Annotated in this window: 16 protein-coding genes; 5 read left to right on the top strand and 11 right to left on the bottom strand. The window is 71.4% G+C overall.

All coding sequences use genetic code 11. The features are described 5' to 3' along the window. Positions 1-70 precede the first annotated feature (70 nt). The 6 genes from NGF19_RS24625 to NGF19_RS24600 form a co-directional block, all read right to left on the bottom strand. Positions 71-3,679, bottom strand: coding sequence for a lipopolysaccharide biosynthesis protein (locus NGF19_RS24625; RefSeq protein WP_252427503.1), 3,609 nt, complete (start codon positions 3,677-3,679; stop codon positions 71-73). Next, a complete protein-coding gene (locus NGF19_RS24620; protein ID WP_252427501.1) occupies positions 3,672-4,472 on the bottom strand; it encodes a polysaccharide deacetylase family protein in 801 nt (266 codons plus the stop codon). The genes NGF19_RS24625 and NGF19_RS24620 overlap by 8 nt, the downstream gene beginning before the upstream one ends. Beyond that, positions 4,469-5,467, bottom strand: coding sequence for a glycosyltransferase family 2 protein (locus NGF19_RS24615; RefSeq protein ID WP_252427499.1), 999 nt, complete (start codon positions 5,465-5,467; stop codon positions 4,469-4,471). Before NGF19_RS24615 ends, NGF19_RS24620 begins: the two co-directional genes overlap by 4 nt. Continuing rightward, positions 5,464-6,282, bottom strand: coding sequence for a glycosyltransferase family 2 protein (locus NGF19_RS24610; RefSeq protein WP_252427498.1), 819 nt, complete (start codon positions 6,280-6,282; stop codon positions 5,464-5,466). The genes NGF19_RS24615 and NGF19_RS24610 overlap by 4 nt, the downstream gene beginning before the upstream one ends. 366 nt (positions 6,283-6,648) lie before the next feature. Further along, positions 6,649-7,743, bottom strand: a complete 1,095-nt coding sequence (locus tag NGF19_RS24605) for a GNAT family N-acetyltransferase (RefSeq protein ID WP_252427496.1) — start codon at positions 7,741-7,743, stop codon at positions 6,649-6,651. A gap of 4 nt (positions 7,744-7,747) precedes the next feature. After that, entirely contained in the window at positions 7,748-8,083 is a 336-nt protein-coding gene (locus NGF19_RS24600; protein WP_308288530.1) for a hypothetical protein, read from the bottom strand. Positions 8,084-8,541: 458 nt separating this feature from the next. Between NGF19_RS24600 and NGF19_RS24595 the strand changes: the two genes are divergently transcribed. Continuing rightward, entirely contained in the window at positions 8,542-9,339 is a 798-nt protein-coding gene (locus NGF19_RS24595) for an SGNH/GDSL hydrolase family protein (RefSeq protein ID WP_252427493.1), read from the top strand. 37 nt (positions 9,340-9,376) lie between these two features. On the opposite strand, the gene NGF19_RS24590 is transcribed toward NGF19_RS24595, so the two are convergent. After that, positions 9,377-10,996 (bottom strand): serine/threonine-protein kinase, encoded by a 1,620-nt coding sequence (locus NGF19_RS24590; protein WP_252427492.1) that lies wholly within the window; start codon positions 10,994-10,996, stop codon positions 9,377-9,379. Between the two features lie 343 nt (positions 10,997-11,339). Between NGF19_RS24590 and NGF19_RS24585 the strand changes: the two genes are divergently transcribed. Beyond that, positions 11,340-11,609 carry a hypothetical protein gene (locus NGF19_RS24585; RefSeq protein WP_252427490.1) on the top strand — a complete coding sequence of 90 codons (270 nt, stop codon included), beginning with the start codon at positions 11,340-11,342 and terminating at the stop codon, positions 11,607-11,609. A 228-nt stretch (positions 11,610-11,837) separates the two neighbouring features. Here NGF19_RS24585 and NGF19_RS24580 read toward each other — a convergent pair whose 3' ends face one another. From NGF19_RS24580 to hmgA, 3 genes are read right to left on the bottom strand one after another with little or no spacing between them, the layout of a single operon-like run. Continuing rightward, positions 11,838-13,007, bottom strand: coding sequence for a type ISP restriction/modification enzyme (locus tag NGF19_RS24580; protein ID WP_252427489.1), 1,170 nt, complete (start codon positions 13,005-13,007; stop codon positions 11,838-11,840). A gap of 7 nt (positions 13,008-13,014) precedes the next feature. After that, positions 13,015-13,764 carry a GntR family transcriptional regulator gene (locus NGF19_RS24575; protein WP_252427487.1) on the bottom strand — a complete coding sequence of 250 codons (750 nt, stop codon included), beginning with the start codon at positions 13,762-13,764 and terminating at the stop codon, positions 13,015-13,017. Positions 13,765-13,791: 27 nt separating this feature from the next. Beyond that, entirely contained in the window at positions 13,792-15,108 is a 1,317-nt protein-coding gene (gene hmgA, locus NGF19_RS24570) for a homogentisate 1,2-dioxygenase (RefSeq protein WP_252427486.1), read from the bottom strand. Between the two features lie 203 nt (positions 15,109-15,311). Between hmgA and NGF19_RS24565 the strand changes: the two genes are divergently transcribed. The 3 genes from NGF19_RS24565 (at position 15,312) to NGF19_RS31175 (ending at position 16,942) form a co-directional block, all read left to right on the top strand. After that, positions 15,312-15,863 (top strand): hypothetical protein, encoded by a 552-nt coding sequence (locus NGF19_RS24565; protein ID WP_252427484.1) that lies wholly within the window; start codon positions 15,312-15,314, stop codon positions 15,861-15,863. Continuing rightward, entirely contained in the window at positions 15,863-16,480 is a 618-nt protein-coding gene (locus NGF19_RS24560; RefSeq protein WP_252427482.1) for a TetR/AcrR family transcriptional regulator, read from the top strand. The genes NGF19_RS24565 and NGF19_RS24560 overlap by 1 nt, the downstream gene beginning before the upstream one ends. Positions 16,481-16,678: 198 nt before the next feature. Continuing rightward, entirely contained in the window at positions 16,679-16,942 is a 264-nt protein-coding gene (locus NGF19_RS31175) for an RNA-binding protein (protein WP_372505790.1), read from the top strand. A 29-nt stretch (positions 16,943-16,971) separates the two neighbouring features. On the opposite strand, the gene tnpA is transcribed toward NGF19_RS31175, so the two are convergent. Next, complete coding sequence (gene tnpA, locus NGF19_RS24550) at positions 16,972-17,388, bottom strand: IS200/IS605 family transposase (protein WP_252427579.1); 417 nt, start codon at positions 17,386-17,388, stop codon at positions 16,972-16,974. Between the last annotated feature and the right edge of the window lie 6 nt (positions 17,389-17,394).

Genomic DNA, 17,394 nt, shown 5'->3' with positions numbered 1-17,394 from the left:
TTCACGCCCGTACGCCCGTACGCCCCGGCATTCGTATATCCGTACGCCCGTCGCGCCCGTCGTGCGCGGGTCAGCCCTTGCCCATCGTCAGGAACCGCTGCACCAGCGAGGCCAGCAGCACCGCCAGCAGCGGCAGCGAGAACCAGAAGCTCCCCCGCAGCCACCGCAGATGCCGCGCGCTCGGGCGCACCGCGACCCGTACGATCTCGCGCGTGGTGAGGATCAGGACCAGCGCCACGGCAGCGAGCCCCCCGGCGACCGACCACGGCGTCCAGGTCACCCGCGGTCCGATCGGACCCGGACGCGGCTGCGGGACCGCGCCGCTCGGCGGCTCGCGCAGCGTGTACAGGGTCGCGTCGTCGTTGGCGAAGACCTTCTTCAGCTCCGGACGGGCGTCCAGGTTCCGCAGGAGACGGGTCCGCCAGGTCGCCGAGTAGCCGACGTCCATCTGGAGATACGTCACCTGGCTGCGGTTGACCATGAGGTAGGAGTGGGGGCCCGCGTCCTCGAGCGAGGCGACCAGGTCCGACACCAGGACCGGATCGGGGGGCGCGAGGGTCGGTACGTACTGCACCTTCTCCATGTCCTTCGCGCCCCAGGGCATCGCCGGCGTCACATTGGTGGCCGGGTCGTTGCTCAGCCACAGCAGCCGCACGGTCGGATCGTCGTGCGCGTACACGTAGTCCATGGCCGTGACCTCGCCCGGACGGATCCGTTCGAACGGCTCGTTGCCCCAGCGGACCACCAGGAAGCCGCCCATCAGCACCAGGCCCGCCAGGAGGGCCGCGACCGGGGCGAGGCTCACCCGGTCCTTGTCCCGCTCCTTCGCCGTGACGCCGGTCCGCGGGAAGAGGGCGAGCGCGGCGAGCAGGGCCGCGCCCGGCAGCGCGAACATGAAGACCCGCAGGGCCATTTCGCCGCCGTACGACTGCATCCCGAAGCCCAGGAACGGCACGAAGGTGAGCACGAGCAGCGAGCGTTCGCGGTACCGGTGGTCGCGCCGCCGCCACCAGCCCCAGCAGGCGAGCGCCATGACCGTCCCGGCGAGCAGCACCCGCGCGTAGAGCACGAGCTTGTGGGTGGAGTCGCCGCCCTGGATGCGCCCGGAGACCGAGGTCGACACATTGCTGCCCACCCCGCCGACGCCGCCGAAGAGTTCGTCGAAGTGCCCTGACCAGTACGGCTCGGCCATGAAGCCGAGCCAGAACGCGACCAGCACCGCGAACAGGACGGGCAGGCCGCGCAGTTCGCAGCGGCGGATCAGCACGAGCGCCGCGAGCACGCCCAGCATCACGAACGGGGTGAGCTGGTGGGCCGGCACGCTCGCCGCGTACAGGGCGATCAACAGCGCCAGCAGGACGGCCCGTTGACCGCTTCCGGCCTGCTCCGGTTCCGCCTCGCCGGGGCGGGCCTTCGTCCAGATCAGGTGCGGGGCACGGAACCACACCAGCAGGATCGCCACGAAGACCAGATAGAACAGATACGTGAACCCCTGCGGGGAGAAGTAGTCCTGGCCGACCCAGCCGCTGAGCACGAAGAGCCACAGGCCGGTCCACTTGGCCCGCCAGCCCGCCCGCAGCGAGCGCAGCAGCAGGAACATCGGTGCCAGATAGAGCAGTTGCATGGTCAGCGGCCACCAGCGGATGACCTCGGTGAGGTCGCTCACCCCGCAGGCCTTCGCGACGAACGCCGCCGCCGCGAAGAAGCCCGGCCAGCTCCAGCGGGCGTCCAGGTCCGGTACGGCCGCCCCGGTGCGGTCGATGTAGTCGAGGAAGCCCAGGTGCTGCCAGGCCGTCGCGAACCGCGGCTCGGTCTCGATCACCGCGGGCAGCGCGTGCAGCGACACGACGGTGGCGAGCAGGGTGACCAGCAGCAGCCCCTTGTGCTCGTGGACGCGCCACAGCAGCGCCGCGAAGACCACGATCAGCAGCGCGGCCCCGACGAGGGTCGGCGGCGGCAGCACCGAGATCAGCCCGAGGCCGCCCATCCGGTCGAGGGAACTGTCGTTCAGCGCGAGCGCGGGCACCCAGTAGAGGAGCAGGGCGGTGACGAGCAGACAGGCGAGAAGCACGACACCGCGACGGCCGGAGGAGCGCGGGGGACGCACCGGTTCGGCGCGCGTGTCACCCGTGTCGCCCGTATCGCCCGTATCGCCCGTGTCGCCTGTGTCCTCTGCGTCGTCCGTGTCGCTCTTGCCGTACGCGTTGTCCGTGTCGCCCTTGCCGTACGCGTCGCTCGTGCCCTCGGCCCAGGACGGGACGTGCCTCGGTACGGGGACCTCGCGCGTCCCCAGGTCGGCCAGGTCTCCGTCCGGTGCCATGTTCTCGGGCAGCGCGCGCGGTGGGGCGCCGCGTACGACCCTGAACAGCCTCGGCGCGGCGATCGACGCGATCACCGCGAGGCTCGCGACCTCCGCGACGCCCGCGCCGGTCAGTCCTATGCGGGGGAGCAGCAGCAGGGTCAGCCCGAGCACCAGGACGCACAACAGGCCCTGCAGCCAGGCGAGTCCGGAGGTACGGCTCTGGGCGCGCAGCACCGCGAAGTACGTCTCGATGACGACCCGCAGCAGCGCGCCGACCGCGAACCAGCGCAGCAGCGGGGTCGCCGCGTGCGCGTAACCCGCGCCGAAGACATGCAGGATGAACGGTGCGCCGAGGAACAGCACCGCGCACACCGGGAGCATGATCCGGGCCATGCGCTTGAGCGCGGCCCGTGTGTTGGCGGCCAGTTGTGTCGGGTCGTGCGCGCCCTCGACGGTGAGCGAGGCGCCCATGTTGATGGCCAGCAGGTCGACCGTGCCGCCGATGGTGGTGGCGATGTAGAAGTAGGCGTTGTCCGCGGCGCTGACCTGCGCGGCCACGATCACCGGGACCAGGTAGACCACGGCGAGCGAGAACAGCGAGCCGGTGCAGTCACCGGCCAGGAACCGGCCGATCTCCTTCAGCGACGGCGGCCTCGCGTGCCGCTCGGTCGCCTTGACGTGCCGGGGGACCAGCCGCCGGAACACCAGCCAGCCGAGCGGCAGGACGGACGTCGCGATGGCCGCGACCCAGGAGACGAAGACACCGGTCGTCGGGATGGCCACAGCGAGCCCGACGAGCAGCGCCAGCTTCACCCCGGAGAAGACGGTGTTGCCGACCGGGACCCACAGCGCGCTGCGCAGCCCGGTCAGCACCCCGTCCTGGAGCGTGAGCAGGTTCCAGGCGATGACGGCCACGACGAAGCCGAGCCCGTTGACCGTGCCGTGCAGGAACCGGTACGACGGCCCCCAGTGGTCCAGCGTCACCAGGAAGACGCCCGCGCCGACCGCCACGACCAGCGAACTGACCGCGTACGTACGGGAGATGAGGCGTCCGGTGGCGCGCCCCGAGACCGGGATGAAGCGGGCCAGGGCCCCGGTCAGTGTCACCGCGGTGAGTCCGGCGAGGAACTTCATCGCGGCGATCGCCGCCGAGCCCTGGCCCACCGCGTCGGCGGAGTAGTAGCGGGCCGCGACCAGCCAGTAGCCGAGGCCGAGCACCGCCGAGACGCCGGTGTTGAGCATCAGCGCGTAGGCGTTGCGGAAGAGCGGGCTGCCGCCGCCGCTCCCGCCCAGGCCGGGCAGGCGCAACCGGCGGCCGGGCCGCTCGGGTGCCGCGGTCGTGGAGGACGCGGCCTGGGCTGTGGTCGTGTCAGACACGGGAAGCGATGGCCTTCCGGCGAACCTGTCGTGCTCTTCGGACCATGGCGTACCCCTTGGTCAGGACGCGGTCCCTGGCGAAGGCGCGGGCGATCGCCCGGCCCTGGACGAGCCGTTCGAACTCCGCGAGCCCGGTGGTGCGGCGCACGGTGACCCGGCGCAGCGCGTAGGGGCCCTGGCGGCGGTGCGCGAGCGCGTTGCCGACGGCGAGCGACTGGTGGTAGCCCGCCTGGCGCACCGACTGTCGCACCCGGCGGTTGGAGTAGCCGTAGGGGTAGGCGAACGAGACCGGGCGGGTGCCCAGTTCGTCGGTGATGATCTCCGTGCAGTGGCGCAGCTCGTCCGCGAGCGCGTCGTCGGTGAGTTGGTCGAGCTGCGGATGGGTGTGGCTGTGTCCGCCGATCTCGACGCCGGACGCGGCCAGTTCGCGGATCTGGTCCCAGTCGAGCATGGTGTCCAGGCCGCCACCGGTGTCGTGGTCGCCCCTGATCCATCCCGTGGACACGAACAGGGTGGCGGCGAAGGAGTGCCGGGCGAGCGCGGGCAGGGCGTGGCGGTGCACGCCCTCGTAGCCGTCGTCGAAGGTGATGAGGACGGGCCGCTCGGGCAGCGCGGCACCCTCCCGCCAACTACGCGCCAGTGTCGCGGTGGTGACGGGCGTGCACCCCAGGACCGCGAGCAGCGCCACCTGCGCCGCGAAGGCCTCGGGTGTCACCGACAGGGCGCGGGTCGCCGGGGTGGGGTCCGTCGCCACCGAGTGGTACATGAGGATGGGCACCGCCGGGTCGTTCATACGGCGCCCTCCTCGCGGTCCGGGATCTCCACCACCGTGAACGAGGCACCGCGTGGGCGGGTGCGGAGGCTTCCGGCCAGGTAGCCGCCCGCCGCCGAGAGCACCCCGGCGACGATCGCGCCCGCCCGGCCCGCTCCGCCGGGGCGGGCCAGCAGGGCGTCGCGCAGCCCGCGGGCGACCCCGGCCGGCAGGACCCGGGTGGTGTAGCGGCGCTCCGACTCGAGCCCCTTGCCGGAGCCGACGCTCCGGGCCACGCGGGCCTTGGAGAGCCCCTCGGCATAGGTGCGGGTACGGAAGTACGCGAAGTGCTCGCGCGGCGCCGGCACCCGGTGGTGGATCACCGCGCGGTCGTCGATGAGCAGGATCGCGTCGGGCCGGGCCCGGGTGAGGCGGATGCACAGCTCCGTCTCCTCGCCGCCCAGCGGGCGCTTGTCGCCGTCGCGTCCGATGCCGGTGGCGAAGCCGCCCGCCGCCTCGAAGGCGTCGCGGCGGAAGGAGGCGTTGCCGCCGAGGACGTTGCGCACCCGGACCCGGCCGGGCGGCAGCCCCTTGTAGGTGCAGCCCACCACCCAGTCGAACTCCTCCGGGAACCAGGCCGGGCGGCGGCCCGACGCCCAGACCGGCTCCGTACGGCCGCCGACGGCCATCACCCGGGGGTCCGCGTACCCGGCCGCGAAGTGCTGCAGCCAGTCCCGCTCGGCCACGGCGTCGTCGTCGAGGAACGCGATGATCTCCCCGTACGAGGCGGCGATCCCGGTGTTGCGGCCCGCCGACAGGCCGCGGGGGCCCGCGTTGGCGAGCACCCGGACCTGGTCGGCCGCCTCCTTGTACTGTGCGCTCAGCCGTTCCAGCAGGGCCTCGTTGTGGTCCACGACCAGCAGCGTCTCCAGCGCCGGGCGGGACTGCGCCCGTACCGAGGCGACCGCCGCGAGGATGTCCTCCCAGCGGTCCTCGGTGTACACGCAGATCACCACGGAGATGTCCGGGATGCTCAAGACGCCTCTCCTCGCGCGGAGTCGAGCGCCACCGTGTGCGGACGGCGGCGCAGCGCACGCCGGTTGGAGCGCTCCTGGAGGATCACCTTGAGCACCCTGAACCCGTCGTGCACCGCGCGCAGATTGCTCGTGCCGTGGATGCGCAGATACTCGTGGCTCGGTATCTCCTGCACCTTGAGCCCGGCCTTGACCACCCGGATGTTCATGAGCGTCTCGACCTCGAAGCCCGTGCAGTCGAGGTCGATCTCGTCCAGGCACTTCCGCCAGAACGCGTTGTAGCCGTAGCACAGATCGGTGTAGCGGGCGCCGAACTTGGCGTTGACCAGTCCGCACAGCACACGGTTGCCGAGCTTGCGGATCGGTGTCATGTCGGAGGTGCCGCCGCCGTTCGCGAACCGTGAGCCCTTCGCGAAGTCGGCGCCCGACACCAGCGCGGAGACATAGCTGACGATCTCCTGGCCGTCCGCCGAGCCGTCCGCGTCGACCATCACGATGATGTCCCCGGTGCAGGCCTCGAAGCCGGTGATCAGGGCGTCGCCCTTGCCCCTGCCGCGCTGCTCGACGACCTTCACCCCCGGCCACAGCCCGCGGGCGACCTCGACGGTGTCGTCGGTGGAGTTGCCGTCGACCAGCACCACTTCGTGGATCCAGTCGGGCAGCGTCTTGAAGACGTAGGGAAGGTTCTCCGCCTCGTTCATGGCGGGGATCACCACGCTCACCGGCGGTGCGATGGCCAGGTGCGAGGAGACGGGCCGGTACTTCCCCGGTATGAGCGGATCGTGTGCGGATACAGCCGAGTGCAGAGCAGAACTCATGAGTCTGGTCCCTCTCGTCCGGTGGACCGCCCGCCCCTGGGCGGTCCGGCTGTGTGTCCGGTTCGAAAGGGGGGTTCTCATCCGGGCCTGCCGTGGTCTGCGGGCATGCCGGATGAGCTGGAATCGCTGTCCGTCCGCCAGGAGTTCGGCAGCCGGTCGCGCGGCACGGCCCGGCAGGACAGAAGTCGTCCACCGAGCACGGCACCCCCCTACCGCGCTCCGCACCGGATCACCGCGGTCCCTGAGCCCTCCCCTGGAGCCGCACGAGGGTGGACCGATGCGAGTAGAAGTATGACGGTATTGACGGTTGAGTCTTTATGGCAAGCCCTGAGACGTCTCCCTCGGTTTCGTGGATTTGGCCGTAACTCAACCCCTGGAGCGGATTCGCCCCATCCGTTTGAGCAGCCGATCGGCCGGTTCGAACAGCTCCGGTCGCGCCAGCACCGCGTTGCGCAGCGCCCGGACCGGGGCGCGCCGCGCCCGGTGGCCGTACGCCACCGGGTGACGGCGGGTCACCCATCCCTCGGACACGGTGATCTCCCGTGTCTTCAGGGAGTCCTTGTATTCCTTCTGGCCCCGTCCGAGGTCCAGATACGCGATGCCGTCGGCGGCAGCCGCCTCGGCCATGCGCAGATGCAGGACAAGGCCGGGGGAGTACTTCGCGAACTCCGTGTCGTACGCGGGGAACCAGCAGGCGAGCACCCGCTCGGTGCGCAGTCCGAAGTGCGCGGCGATCGGCCGGTCGCCCGCGTAGAGCACCGAGAGGATGCCCGCGAACGGCTCGGAGCGGGTGTGGAAGAGCTGGTGCGTCAGCTCGTTGATCCAGGGGTGCGCGAAGCGGTCGCTGCGCCCGGTCCTGCGGTACTGCGCGGACTTCCAGGCCATCAGCGTGTGCAGGGCGGTCTGGTCGCGCTCGTCGTGGACGTAGCGGACTTCGCCGATGTCCCGCCCTAATTTCCGCTCCTTGGCGAGGGTGGTGCGGGTGAACTTCGGGGAGCGTTCGCGGAGGTGACGCAGATAGGTGTCGTAGCCCTGGTCGACGTCCATGACCGGGGACGGGAAGGTGCCGGAGGCCGACGCCTCGAACGGCCGCTGGCCTTCCGCGAGATGGTCGAACTCCCAGACGGCGAGGCCGCAGGCGCGCAGCAGTTCCTGGGCGTCCCAGGTGAAGCCGGGGCGGTGCACGAGGCCTTGGCAGTCGGAGACCCCGAGGCCGACGGCCCGGCCGACCCCGGTGGCGGTTCTCTGGAACGGGAAGAACGCGGCGGGCTCACCGCCCTCGTGGACGACCGCGATCCGGGTCCCGCGTCTGGCCCGGCCCACGGCGAGCGTGAACTCGGGGGCCAGGAAGGGGTTCGCCAGTTCGGGCGAACCATGAAGGTGGGCCTTCGCCTGCAAGGCCGTCCACGCCGCCCGGTCGGCAAAGCTGAGGTCGCCGGGACGGAACACCCTGATGTCCACGTTGTCAGGCCCGTCTTCTCGCCGTACGGCCGCGCCGGTGCCGTACCAGTACCAGCAGGAGAACGAGGGAGCTGAGCACGGTCACCGCGACGACGCCGCCCCGCACCGACCAGCGGTGCACGGCCAACATCCCCTGGGCGACGAGCAGATCGACCGCGAGCGCCCCCGCGACGGACACCACCGCGCGGGCGAGGGGATCCAGGCCCCGCAGCGCGGCTCCGATCGCCGTCGCCGGCGCGGCGAGCAGGAAGAACAAGGTGAACGGGCCCCGCAGCGGCGTGTGTCGGTCGCCGAGCGCGAGGAGCGCGCCGACCGCCGCGACCGCCACGGCCGCGCCCATGAGCAGCGGTAACAGGTCCCTCCCCGAACCCTGTCCCGGCCGCCCGTCCTCACCTGGTGAAGATGGCTTGATCCGTAAGGTCTGCATGGGCGACTTTGCCCCCCGAAGCGCCGGATGCCGGGCTTCAATGTCGCGCAGGCGACAGGGGTCCGTCAAGACACAGATGTCGCACTTACGTGTTCTTGGCTTGGTCTTGCCATGGGCTCCCGGGAGTGTGTCGAGGGTCAATGCCAAGAGGCCCGGAGCGCGGTCTTCCGCTCAGGGCTGAGAAGAAGAGTGATCCAACCTGACCAGGAATTCAAGGGGTTGGAGCACACCTCTGCGGCTGAATCGAACGAGTGGTGGACGCGGGAGTAACAGATCGGGCGGGGCGCCGAAATCTTTGGCATGGACACTTCCGGTCAACGCGCGTAGCTGGTACATCAGTTGCGCACCGTTCCTGCCAAAAGGAGATTCCCGTGAGACGTCCCCGCCTTGTGGCGTACGTGACTTCGCTCTTCCTCGCCATCGGCATCGCCCTCACCGGGGCGGCCTCGGCCCAGGCCTCGACCGGCGCCTATGTGGCCCTCGGTGACTCCTACTCATCCGGTGTCGGATCCGGCAGCTACATCAGCTCCAGCGGCGACTGCAAGCGCAGCACCAAGGCCTACTCGTACCTGTGGCAGTCGTCCCACGCCCCGTCCTCGTACAGCTTCATGGCCTGCTCGGGCGCCGTCACCACCGATGTCATCAACAACCAGCTCGGTGCCCTCAACTCGTCCACGAGCCTCGTCTCCATCAGCATCGGCGGCAACGACGCCGGCTTCGCCGACGTCATGACGAACTGTGTGATCAGCTCCGACAGCGGCTGTCTGTCGAAGATCGCGACGGCCAAGGCGTACGTCGACTCGACGCTGCCCGGCCGCCTCGACGCCGTCTACAACCAGATCCGGGCCAAGGCCCCCTCGGCCCGCGTCGTCGTCATGGGCTACCCCCGCTTCTACAAGCTCAACACGACCCTGTGCCTCGGGCTGTCCGAGACGAAGCGCGCGGCCATCAACGGTGCCGTCGACTACATCGACGCCGCCATCTCCAAGCGCGCCGCCAATCACGGCTTCGTCTTCGGTGACGTCCGCTCCACCTTCAGCGGCCACGAGATCTGCTCCAGCGACTCCTGGCTGCACAGCGTCGACTGGCTGAACATCGGCGAGTCGTACCACCCGACCGCGGCCGGCCAGTCCGGCGGCTACCTGCCGGTGCTCAACAGCCTGGCCTGACGGCCGAACCGACCGTCACCCGACGGTCGTTCACCGGTCACTCATCGGAAGCGGAGGCCCCGCCCGTAGGGGTCTCCGCTTCGCACGTGATGGAGAACGGCACCGAACCGGAGGTGGCCTTCACCGGCCCGCGCACCTCCACCCGGACCTCACCGCGCACGGTCCCGCCCGTGTCGTCGGTGGTGACCGCGATCTGCCGCTGCGCCGTCCTCCCGCCGCCCTCGGGGAACGACAGCGTCGTCCACCCCGGGGCCGAGATCTGCCCCGCGCTCGTGACCCAGCGATAGGACACCTCGGCCGGGACACCGCCCACGGTGAACGTCGCCGTGAACGTCGGTGCCTTCGCGTCCGGTGACCAGCAGACGCCCGAGTAGCCGGTGTGCGACCCCGTGACCCGCACCGACACCGAGGGGGTGGGTGGACTGGTGGTCCGAGGGCTGTCGCTCGTACGGGGAGAGGAGGGGGTGCGCGTGGGGGAGGGGCTCGCATCCTTCGTCTCCGGCGTGCTGCTCCGGGTGGTGCTCCCCGACGCACCGTCGCCGCCCGCGCCGGTGCTGTGCGTGCCCCCGTCGCCTGTCCGCCCGTCGCCGCCGCTGTCGCGGTTCACCAGCGCGTACGTCAGTCCCGCCACGGCCAGCACGAGCACGGCCAGGCTCGCCACCAGGACGGCGACGGCACGGCCGTTGCGCGGCTCGGGCTCGGGCGGCGTCCGAGCGGCGGGCCCCGGCGCGGCGTCGGGCCCGGGGACGGGCCGGTGAGGACCCATGGGCCCGTCCGGGGAGACCCGCACCGTCGGTGCGTACGCGGTCCCGCCGCCCGTGTGCGGCGCACCGCCCGCGCCGATGATCCGCAGGTCCCGCTCGGCCTGCGCGGCCGGGACGCGCTCGGCCGGGTTCTTGCGCAGCAGCCCCTGGATCACCCCGGCCAACGGGCCCGCCCGCAGGGGCGGCGGCAACTCCTCGTCCACGACCGCCCGCAGCGTGCCGAGCGGAGTGTCCTGCCGGAAGGGCGACCAGCCCTCGACCGCCGCGTACAGCAGCACACCGAGCGACCACAGATCGGCCTCGGGCCCCGGCGCGTGCCCCAGCGCCAGCTCGGGCGCGAGGAACTCCGGCGAGCCGACGACCTCGCCGGTCATCGTCAGCGCGGCGCTGCCCTCGACCCGGGCGATGCCGAAGTCCGTGAGCACCACCCGGCCGTCGCTCGCCAGCAGGACGTTGCTCGGCTTGACGTCGCGGTGCAGCACTCCGGCCGCATGCGCCGCACGCAGGGCGGAGAGCACCTCGGCGCCGATGGCGGCGGCCCGCGGCGGAGTGAGCGGACCCTCCGCGTCCAGCAGATCCGCCAAGGAGATGCCGCGGACCAGCTCCATCACGATCCAGGGGCGGCCGTCCTCATGGGCCACGTCATAGACCGTCACCACGTTCCGGTTCGCCACCCGGGCCGCGGCCCAGGCCTCGCGCTCCAGCCGCGCGTACAGCCGCTCGACCTCCGCCGCCCCGAACCCGGCCGGGGCCCGGACCTCCTTGACCGCCACCTCCCGGTGCAGGACCTCGTCACGGGCCCGCCACACCGTGCCCATACCGCCCTCGCCGAGGCGGGACAACAGGCGGTAGCGCTCCGCGATCACACGCTCTCGACCGGACTCTTCGGACACGGGCGTCCCCTTCGCATCCGCGCGATGTATCCACTCCGCGTGATTTCTCCCCCAAAGTAGCTCAAGGCAGTGCGATTGCCGCCCCCTTGAACACCAGTCCGGTGCCGGTCGGTGCGCAAGGACCACGACGACGATCAGGCGGCGGTCCGCTCCGCCGCTCCCGCCCGCCGCCACCAGCCGATTGGCCCGTCAACTCGCCCTGCACCGAGCCGTATTCGCACAGTGGCCGTCAATCCCCTTACGGAGAAGGTGAATCATGGGCCCGCGATACACGAGTGCCGCCAGGGGGCGATAGGGTTACTCTGCCCGGGGCCGGGCGGAGTCGTAGCGGGTGGGGAGTGACATGGAACAGATAACAGTGCGCAGCAGGGCAAGGGTCCCTGCCATCGTCTGCGGGAGCAGTGCGACCAGCTCGCGCCTGGACCGCCATCTCTCGGTGCTGGCGGGCCCCGCGCTCCCGCAGCGCGAGACGGCCGAGGCGACCTTGCTGATGCGTGAACTGACCGCGCGGAGCACCGCGTACGACCACTCCGGCAGGGGTGCGCGCGTGAGAGGCGTCTCGCTCTTCGCGCCGCTGCGCCGCCTGCGGCGTTCGCTGTTCGGCGGACGCTGAGCGACACCGGCGTTCCTCCCGCCGCCCGCGAGGCGGCATCCCGCAAGGGCCCGCGCCCAGGCCGTCACACCGTCCCGGCACCGCGCTGCGATCTCGTCGTCCGTCATCCCCACGGCACGCCGCAGCGCCTCGGTGTGAGTCCCGGGCGCGGGCACAACTCCCGCCCCTTCAGCAGCGATACCCCGCGCTCTGCTGGTGCCTGCCGAGGCGCCAGCGCCTGACACGGCACTAGAGCAACGCGAACTGCCCCTCGGGTCCCTCCTCGTGGTGGTCCAGCACCGAGGCCGGGCGGCGCGACCACTCCGGTACCGGGAGCACACCCGCCGTGCGCAGCTCCTCGGCCGTGACGAGGGCTGTCGACTCCAACTCGACTTGCTGTGGCGCGAGTTCCGCCAGCAGTGCCAGGACCGTGATCAGTTCCAGCAGTTCGGACGTCCAGGTCTGCGGCCAGGCGGCAGGGCGGATCGCCGCCAGCGTGCCGGGCTCCGGCTCGGCGGTCCGGGCCGCGAGCCACTCCTCCAGCACCCGGACCCCACCCGCCTCGAAGTCCCAGGCCCGCCGCGGCACCGGGGAGATACGGCCCCCGTCGAGATGGAGCACCTCCTCGTCCCGGTCGTAGTGGAGCGTCACGGGGCGTGCGGGCAACGGCGCGCGCACGTAGGGGCGACGGCCGCCGGGCAGCTTGGGACGCTCACCGTCCCGGCGCATCAGCCACAGCATCCGACGCCCCAACTCGACGCCCTGCGCCCACAGTTCACCGTCGGCGGTGAGCGGGACGACGAGGCCACCGGGTCCGGATCGTACGGTCGCCACGCTCCAGGCGAGGACGTCCACCGGCTCGGGACGCTGCCCGAGCCGGGCCGCCAGATACGTCAACAGGCCCGGCGCCAGGTTCGGTTCCGCGCCGACGGGGCGCCGGTACAGCGGGCGGACCCGGCCGCTCCTGAGTGTCGGCAGCAGCGACGTCACCAGCAGGCACGGGCCCGGAGCACCGGCTGCCGTCTCCACGGCGAAGATCTGGTGCGCGTCCGCCACCCGCCACAGCTCCGGGCGCGCGGCGTCGATCAGCCGGGCGTCCGGGATCAACCACTGCTCGTCGAACGGCCCGTGCAGCACCCGGACGGGCCGCGCACAGGGGCCCGAGGCGCGCAGCAGCCGCCCCGTGCCCCCGGTCCGTCCCGGCAACTGGCCGACCGACGTACGCAGCGTGCGCGCACGCGTGGGCTCGAACAGCGCCTCCCGCGCGGGCCCCTCGGCCCGCAGCAGAGCGTCCCAACGGGCGCTGAGCGCCTCCGCGTCGGGTGCGCACGGCCAGGCACGGCCCGGCCGCACGGATGCGACGGACCACGGCAGGAGATCCGCGAGCAGCGGAGCGTCGTCGTACGGCACGCCCGGCATCGTACGGTCAGGTGGCCTCGAGGGTGACCGTGAACGAGAAACGGTCCCCGCGATAGTGGATCACCGCCACGTCGAGCGGCCTGCCGTCGGCGTCGTACGTGATGCCCGTGTAGTGCAGGATCGGGCTGAGCAGCGGCACTTGGAGCAGCCGCGCCGTCTCCGGGTCGGCCAGCCGGGCCTCCACGGTGTCCGTGATCCGGCTGATCTCCGCGCCCACGACGTCCCGCAGCACCTTGGTCATCGGCCACCGCGCGAGATCCTCGCGGTCGATGTACGGGGCCAGTTCGGGACGGACGTAGTTGCGGGCGTGGTTGGTCGGCTCGCCGGTCTTCTCGTCGCTGCGCAGCCGGTGGTACGCGGCCACCTCCGTGAGATCCGGGAAGTACTCGACGAGACCGACCGGCACCGGCACCCGGCCGTGCTCCAGCAGTTCGCTCGTCATCCCGGACTGCTGGGCCACGATCGCGTCCACCGAGCCCAGCAGCCGCACCGGGGCGCCCCGCCGCGCACTGGGCTCGATGAACGTGCCGCGCCGCCGATGGCGGCTGATCAGCCCCTCGCCCTCCAGCTCCTTCAGCGCCTGCCGCATGGTCAGCACGCTCACCCCGTAGTGCCCCGCCAACTGCTCCTCCGTGGGCAGGCGCAGCGGGTCACCGGGCGAGCGGCCGAGTATCGAGGCACGGAGCGACTGCGACACCTGGTACCAGAGCGGCAGCTTGCGGTTCAGGACGATCGAGTCGGGGGCGAAGGAGGACACGGAGCTATGCGTACCGGTCGGCGGCGCTCAGCGCAACGGGCGGAAGTGGCGTTCGAGGCCCTGCCACACGTCGTCGTACGCGGGTTGCAGATGCTCCGCCGCTGCCGCGTGCGGGGTCAGGGTCAGCGGCCAGCGGGTCTCGAACATGAACGCCAGCCCGTCGTCGACCTTCTGCGGCTTCAGCTCGGCGGCGCTGGCCTTCTCGAACGTCTCCCGGTCCGGGCCGTGCGCCGACATCATGTTGTGCAGCGAGCCACCGCCCGGCACGAAGCCCTCCGCCTTGGCGTCGTACGCGCCCTCGATCAGGCCCATGTACTCGCTCATCACGTTCCGGTGGAAGTACGGCGGCCGGAACGTGTCCTCGCCGACCAGCCAGCGCGGCGCGAAGACGACGAAGTCGACGCCCGCGAGGCCCGGGGTGTCGCTCGGCGAGGTCAGCACCGTGAAGATCGACGGGTCCGGGTGGTCGTAGCTGATGCTGCCGATCACGTTGAACCGGTGCAGGTCGTACACGTACGGCACGTGATTGCCGTGCCAGGCGACGACGTCGAGCGGCGAGTGGTCGTAGCGGGCCGTCCAGAGGTTGCCGCAGAACTTGTTCACCACCTCGACCGGGCCCTCGACGTCCTCGTACGCGGCCACCGGGGCGCGGAAGTCCCGTGCGTTGGCCAGGCCGTTGGCGCCGATCGGGCCGAGGTCGGGCAGCCGGAACGGCGCGCCGTAGTTCTCGCACACATACCCGCGGGCGTCGTCGTCCAGCAGCTCCACCCGGAAGCGCACCCCGCGCGGGATCAGCGCCACATGGCCGGGCTCCGCGCGCAGCAACCCGAACTCCGTGCGCAGCAGCAGCCCGCCGCGCTCCGGGACGATCAGCAGCTCACCGTCGGCGTCGCTGAACACCCGGTCCATGGACGCGTTCGCGTGGTACAGATGCACGGCCATGCCCGCGCGCTGTGTGACGTCGCCGTTGCCGCCGAGGGTCCACAGGCCCGCCAGGAAGTCCGTGCCCGCCGCGGGCTCCGGCAGCGGGTTCCAGCGCAGCCGGTTCGGATCCGGCACGGTCTCCGTGAACGGCCCCGAGCGCAGCGCGCCGTTGTCCGTGCGCGTGAACGTCGGGTGCGCTGCCGAGGGGCGGATGCGGTACAGCCACGAACGGCGGTTGTGCGCCCGGGGTTCCGTGAACGCCGAGCCGCTCAACTGCTCCGCGTACAGCCCGAGCGGCGCGCGCTGCGGGGCGTTGCGCCCCTCGGGCAGGGCGCCCGGCACCGCCTCGGAACTGTGCTCGTTGCCGAACCCGGAGAGATAGGACAGCCCCTCCGCGATCTTCCTCGCGTCCCCGTTCATCGCCACTCCCTCGTCGCTGATTCCTATGCCACACCGTAGGATTCGAGGGTCCGGCGCGCAAGAGGCGCGAAGGAGCGGATGAGAGCCCGTCAGATCCGCCCGGATGCGCCGGACCACCCCGTACGGCCGAATGCGCCCTCGCGCGCGAGAACCCCGCCCGCAGGGGGATCCGCCTGCGCGATGGGTGCCCTACCCTCCCCGGTATGTCGTGGACGCGTGGACCGCTCGCCGTGCTTGCGATGGCCGCCCTGCTCGGTGGCGCGGCGGGCTGCGGCTCGGGCGACGGGCCCGAGCGGGAGCGGGAGGGCGAGGTGACGGTCTCGCCGGTGGGCAAGGTGCTCGACCACACCGACGAGCAGGGGCGGCACTACCGGGACATAGGCAAGGACGGCGCGCCCGAGGTGACCGTCGAGGTCCAGCCGGACGAGGGCGACGGCTGGGACGTGCGCCTGACCGTCCGCAACTTCCGCTTCTCGCCCCCGAAGACGCGCCCGCTGGCCACCGCCGGGCACGGCGTCGCCCTGCTCTACCTGGACGGCCACTGCCTCGCCCGACTGCGCACCGGCGACCACCACCTCTCCGGCCGGCTGGTCCCCCGCGGCACCCACCAGCTCACGGCCCGGCTCTACGCGGACGACCTGACCGTCTGGGCGGTACGTGGCACGGCGATCGAGAGCACGGCCGACATCACGGCGTCCCCGCCCGGCGCGCGAACACGGGGGCGAGGTTCACCGCTCCCCCGCGGAACGGCATGATGAGGCTCGTGCCCCAAGCGAGCTCGCTGCGCCGCCCACCCGTCCAACGCCGAAGCGCCGAACGGCTGTCCAGGATCCTCGACGCCTGCGCCGACCTCCTCGACGAAGGCGGCTATGACACCTTGAGCACCCGTGCCGTGGCCCTGCGCGCCGGAGTGCCGATCGGCTCCGTGTACCGCTTCTTCGACAACAAGCGGGCGATGGTCGACGCCCTCGCCGAACGCAACCTGGAGCGCTACACCGAGCGCGTCACCCGCCGCCTGGCCCGGACGGACGGCGAGGGCGGCTGGCGCGCCGCCATGGACGCGGTCCTGGACGAGTACGTGGACATGAGACGCACGGCACCCGGCTTCGGTCTGGTCGACTTCGGCAACCAGATCCCGGTCGGCGCCCGCGCCGAACCCAACCGCCGCGTCACCGACCGGCTGACGGACCTCCTCTCCGCCTACCTCGACGGCACACCCGACGACGACCTGCGCCGCATGTTCCTGATCGCGGTGGAGACCGCCGACACCCTGGTCCATCTGGCCTTCCGAATGGACCCCGAGGGCGACCCGAAGGTCATCGAGGAGACCCGCACGCTGCTGCACGGCTATCTGGGCAGGGTGTTGACGTAGGGCAGCCATCTCGAACGGCGGCCAGGGCTCCGCGCTGTATCGTGGTCCGGTCGTGCTGTCACCACTGGTGACAGCGGAGTCGCCGCCATTCCGCTGCACCGTCTGCCGCCCGCGCAGGCCACCGCCGACCTGGACCGGCTGGCCGCCGCGCATCTGCTCACCGAGGCCGTACCGGGCCGCTGGACACCACACGACCTGGTGCGCCTCTACGTGCGTCATCTCGCCCCGGAGGCCGACCCCGAGGGCCTGCGCCGCCTCTTCGACCACTACCTCTACACCGGGCTCGCCGCCGACGCCGCCGCCGAACCCGGCTCCCAGCCTGCTACCGGAGTTCATTCGCAGTGCATCGGCCTTCAGGCCGGTGGTGAAGCGAATCTGACAGTGGCGACGTGGAGCGTCGCAGACTCAGGTCCGGCGGTGCCGGACACCGCGGTTCTTCGCCTGCGGCGCGGAGCGCCGTGAGGGCTTCTCGCGGCGGAGCCGGGTGCTGCTCACGCCGGCCGGTTCTGCTGTTCGATGTACTGCCTGACCACGGAGAGCGGGGCGCCGCCGATGGTTTTGGCGAAGTAGGACCCGGACCAGAGCTTGTTGGCCCGCCAGTAGTGGCGCACCAGGTCGGGAAACTCCTGTCGGAGGCGGCGGGAGGAGACGCCCTTGAGGGAGCTGACCAGCTTGGTCACGGCGACCTTGGGCGGGAAGTTCACCAGCAGGTGGACGTGGTTGCCCTCGCCGTTGAACTCCACCAGGTCGCACTCGAAGTCCGTACACACCGACCGCATGATCTCCTCCATCCGCCTCAAGTGGGCATCGGTGGACACCTTGCGCCGGAACCTGGTCACGAAGACCAAGTGCACATGCATCACGAAAGCGCAGTGCCGACCAGTTCTGATCTCCTGCATCTCGCTCATGACCCA

It is taken from the genome of Streptomyces macrolidinus (genome assembly GCF_023887685.1).
Classification (GTDB): domain Bacteria; phylum Actinomycetota; class Actinomycetes; order Streptomycetales; family Streptomycetaceae; genus Streptomyces; species Streptomyces macrolidinus.
Note: the sequence above shows the minus strand (reverse complement) of the source record. Positions and strands in the feature narration are given on the sequence as shown.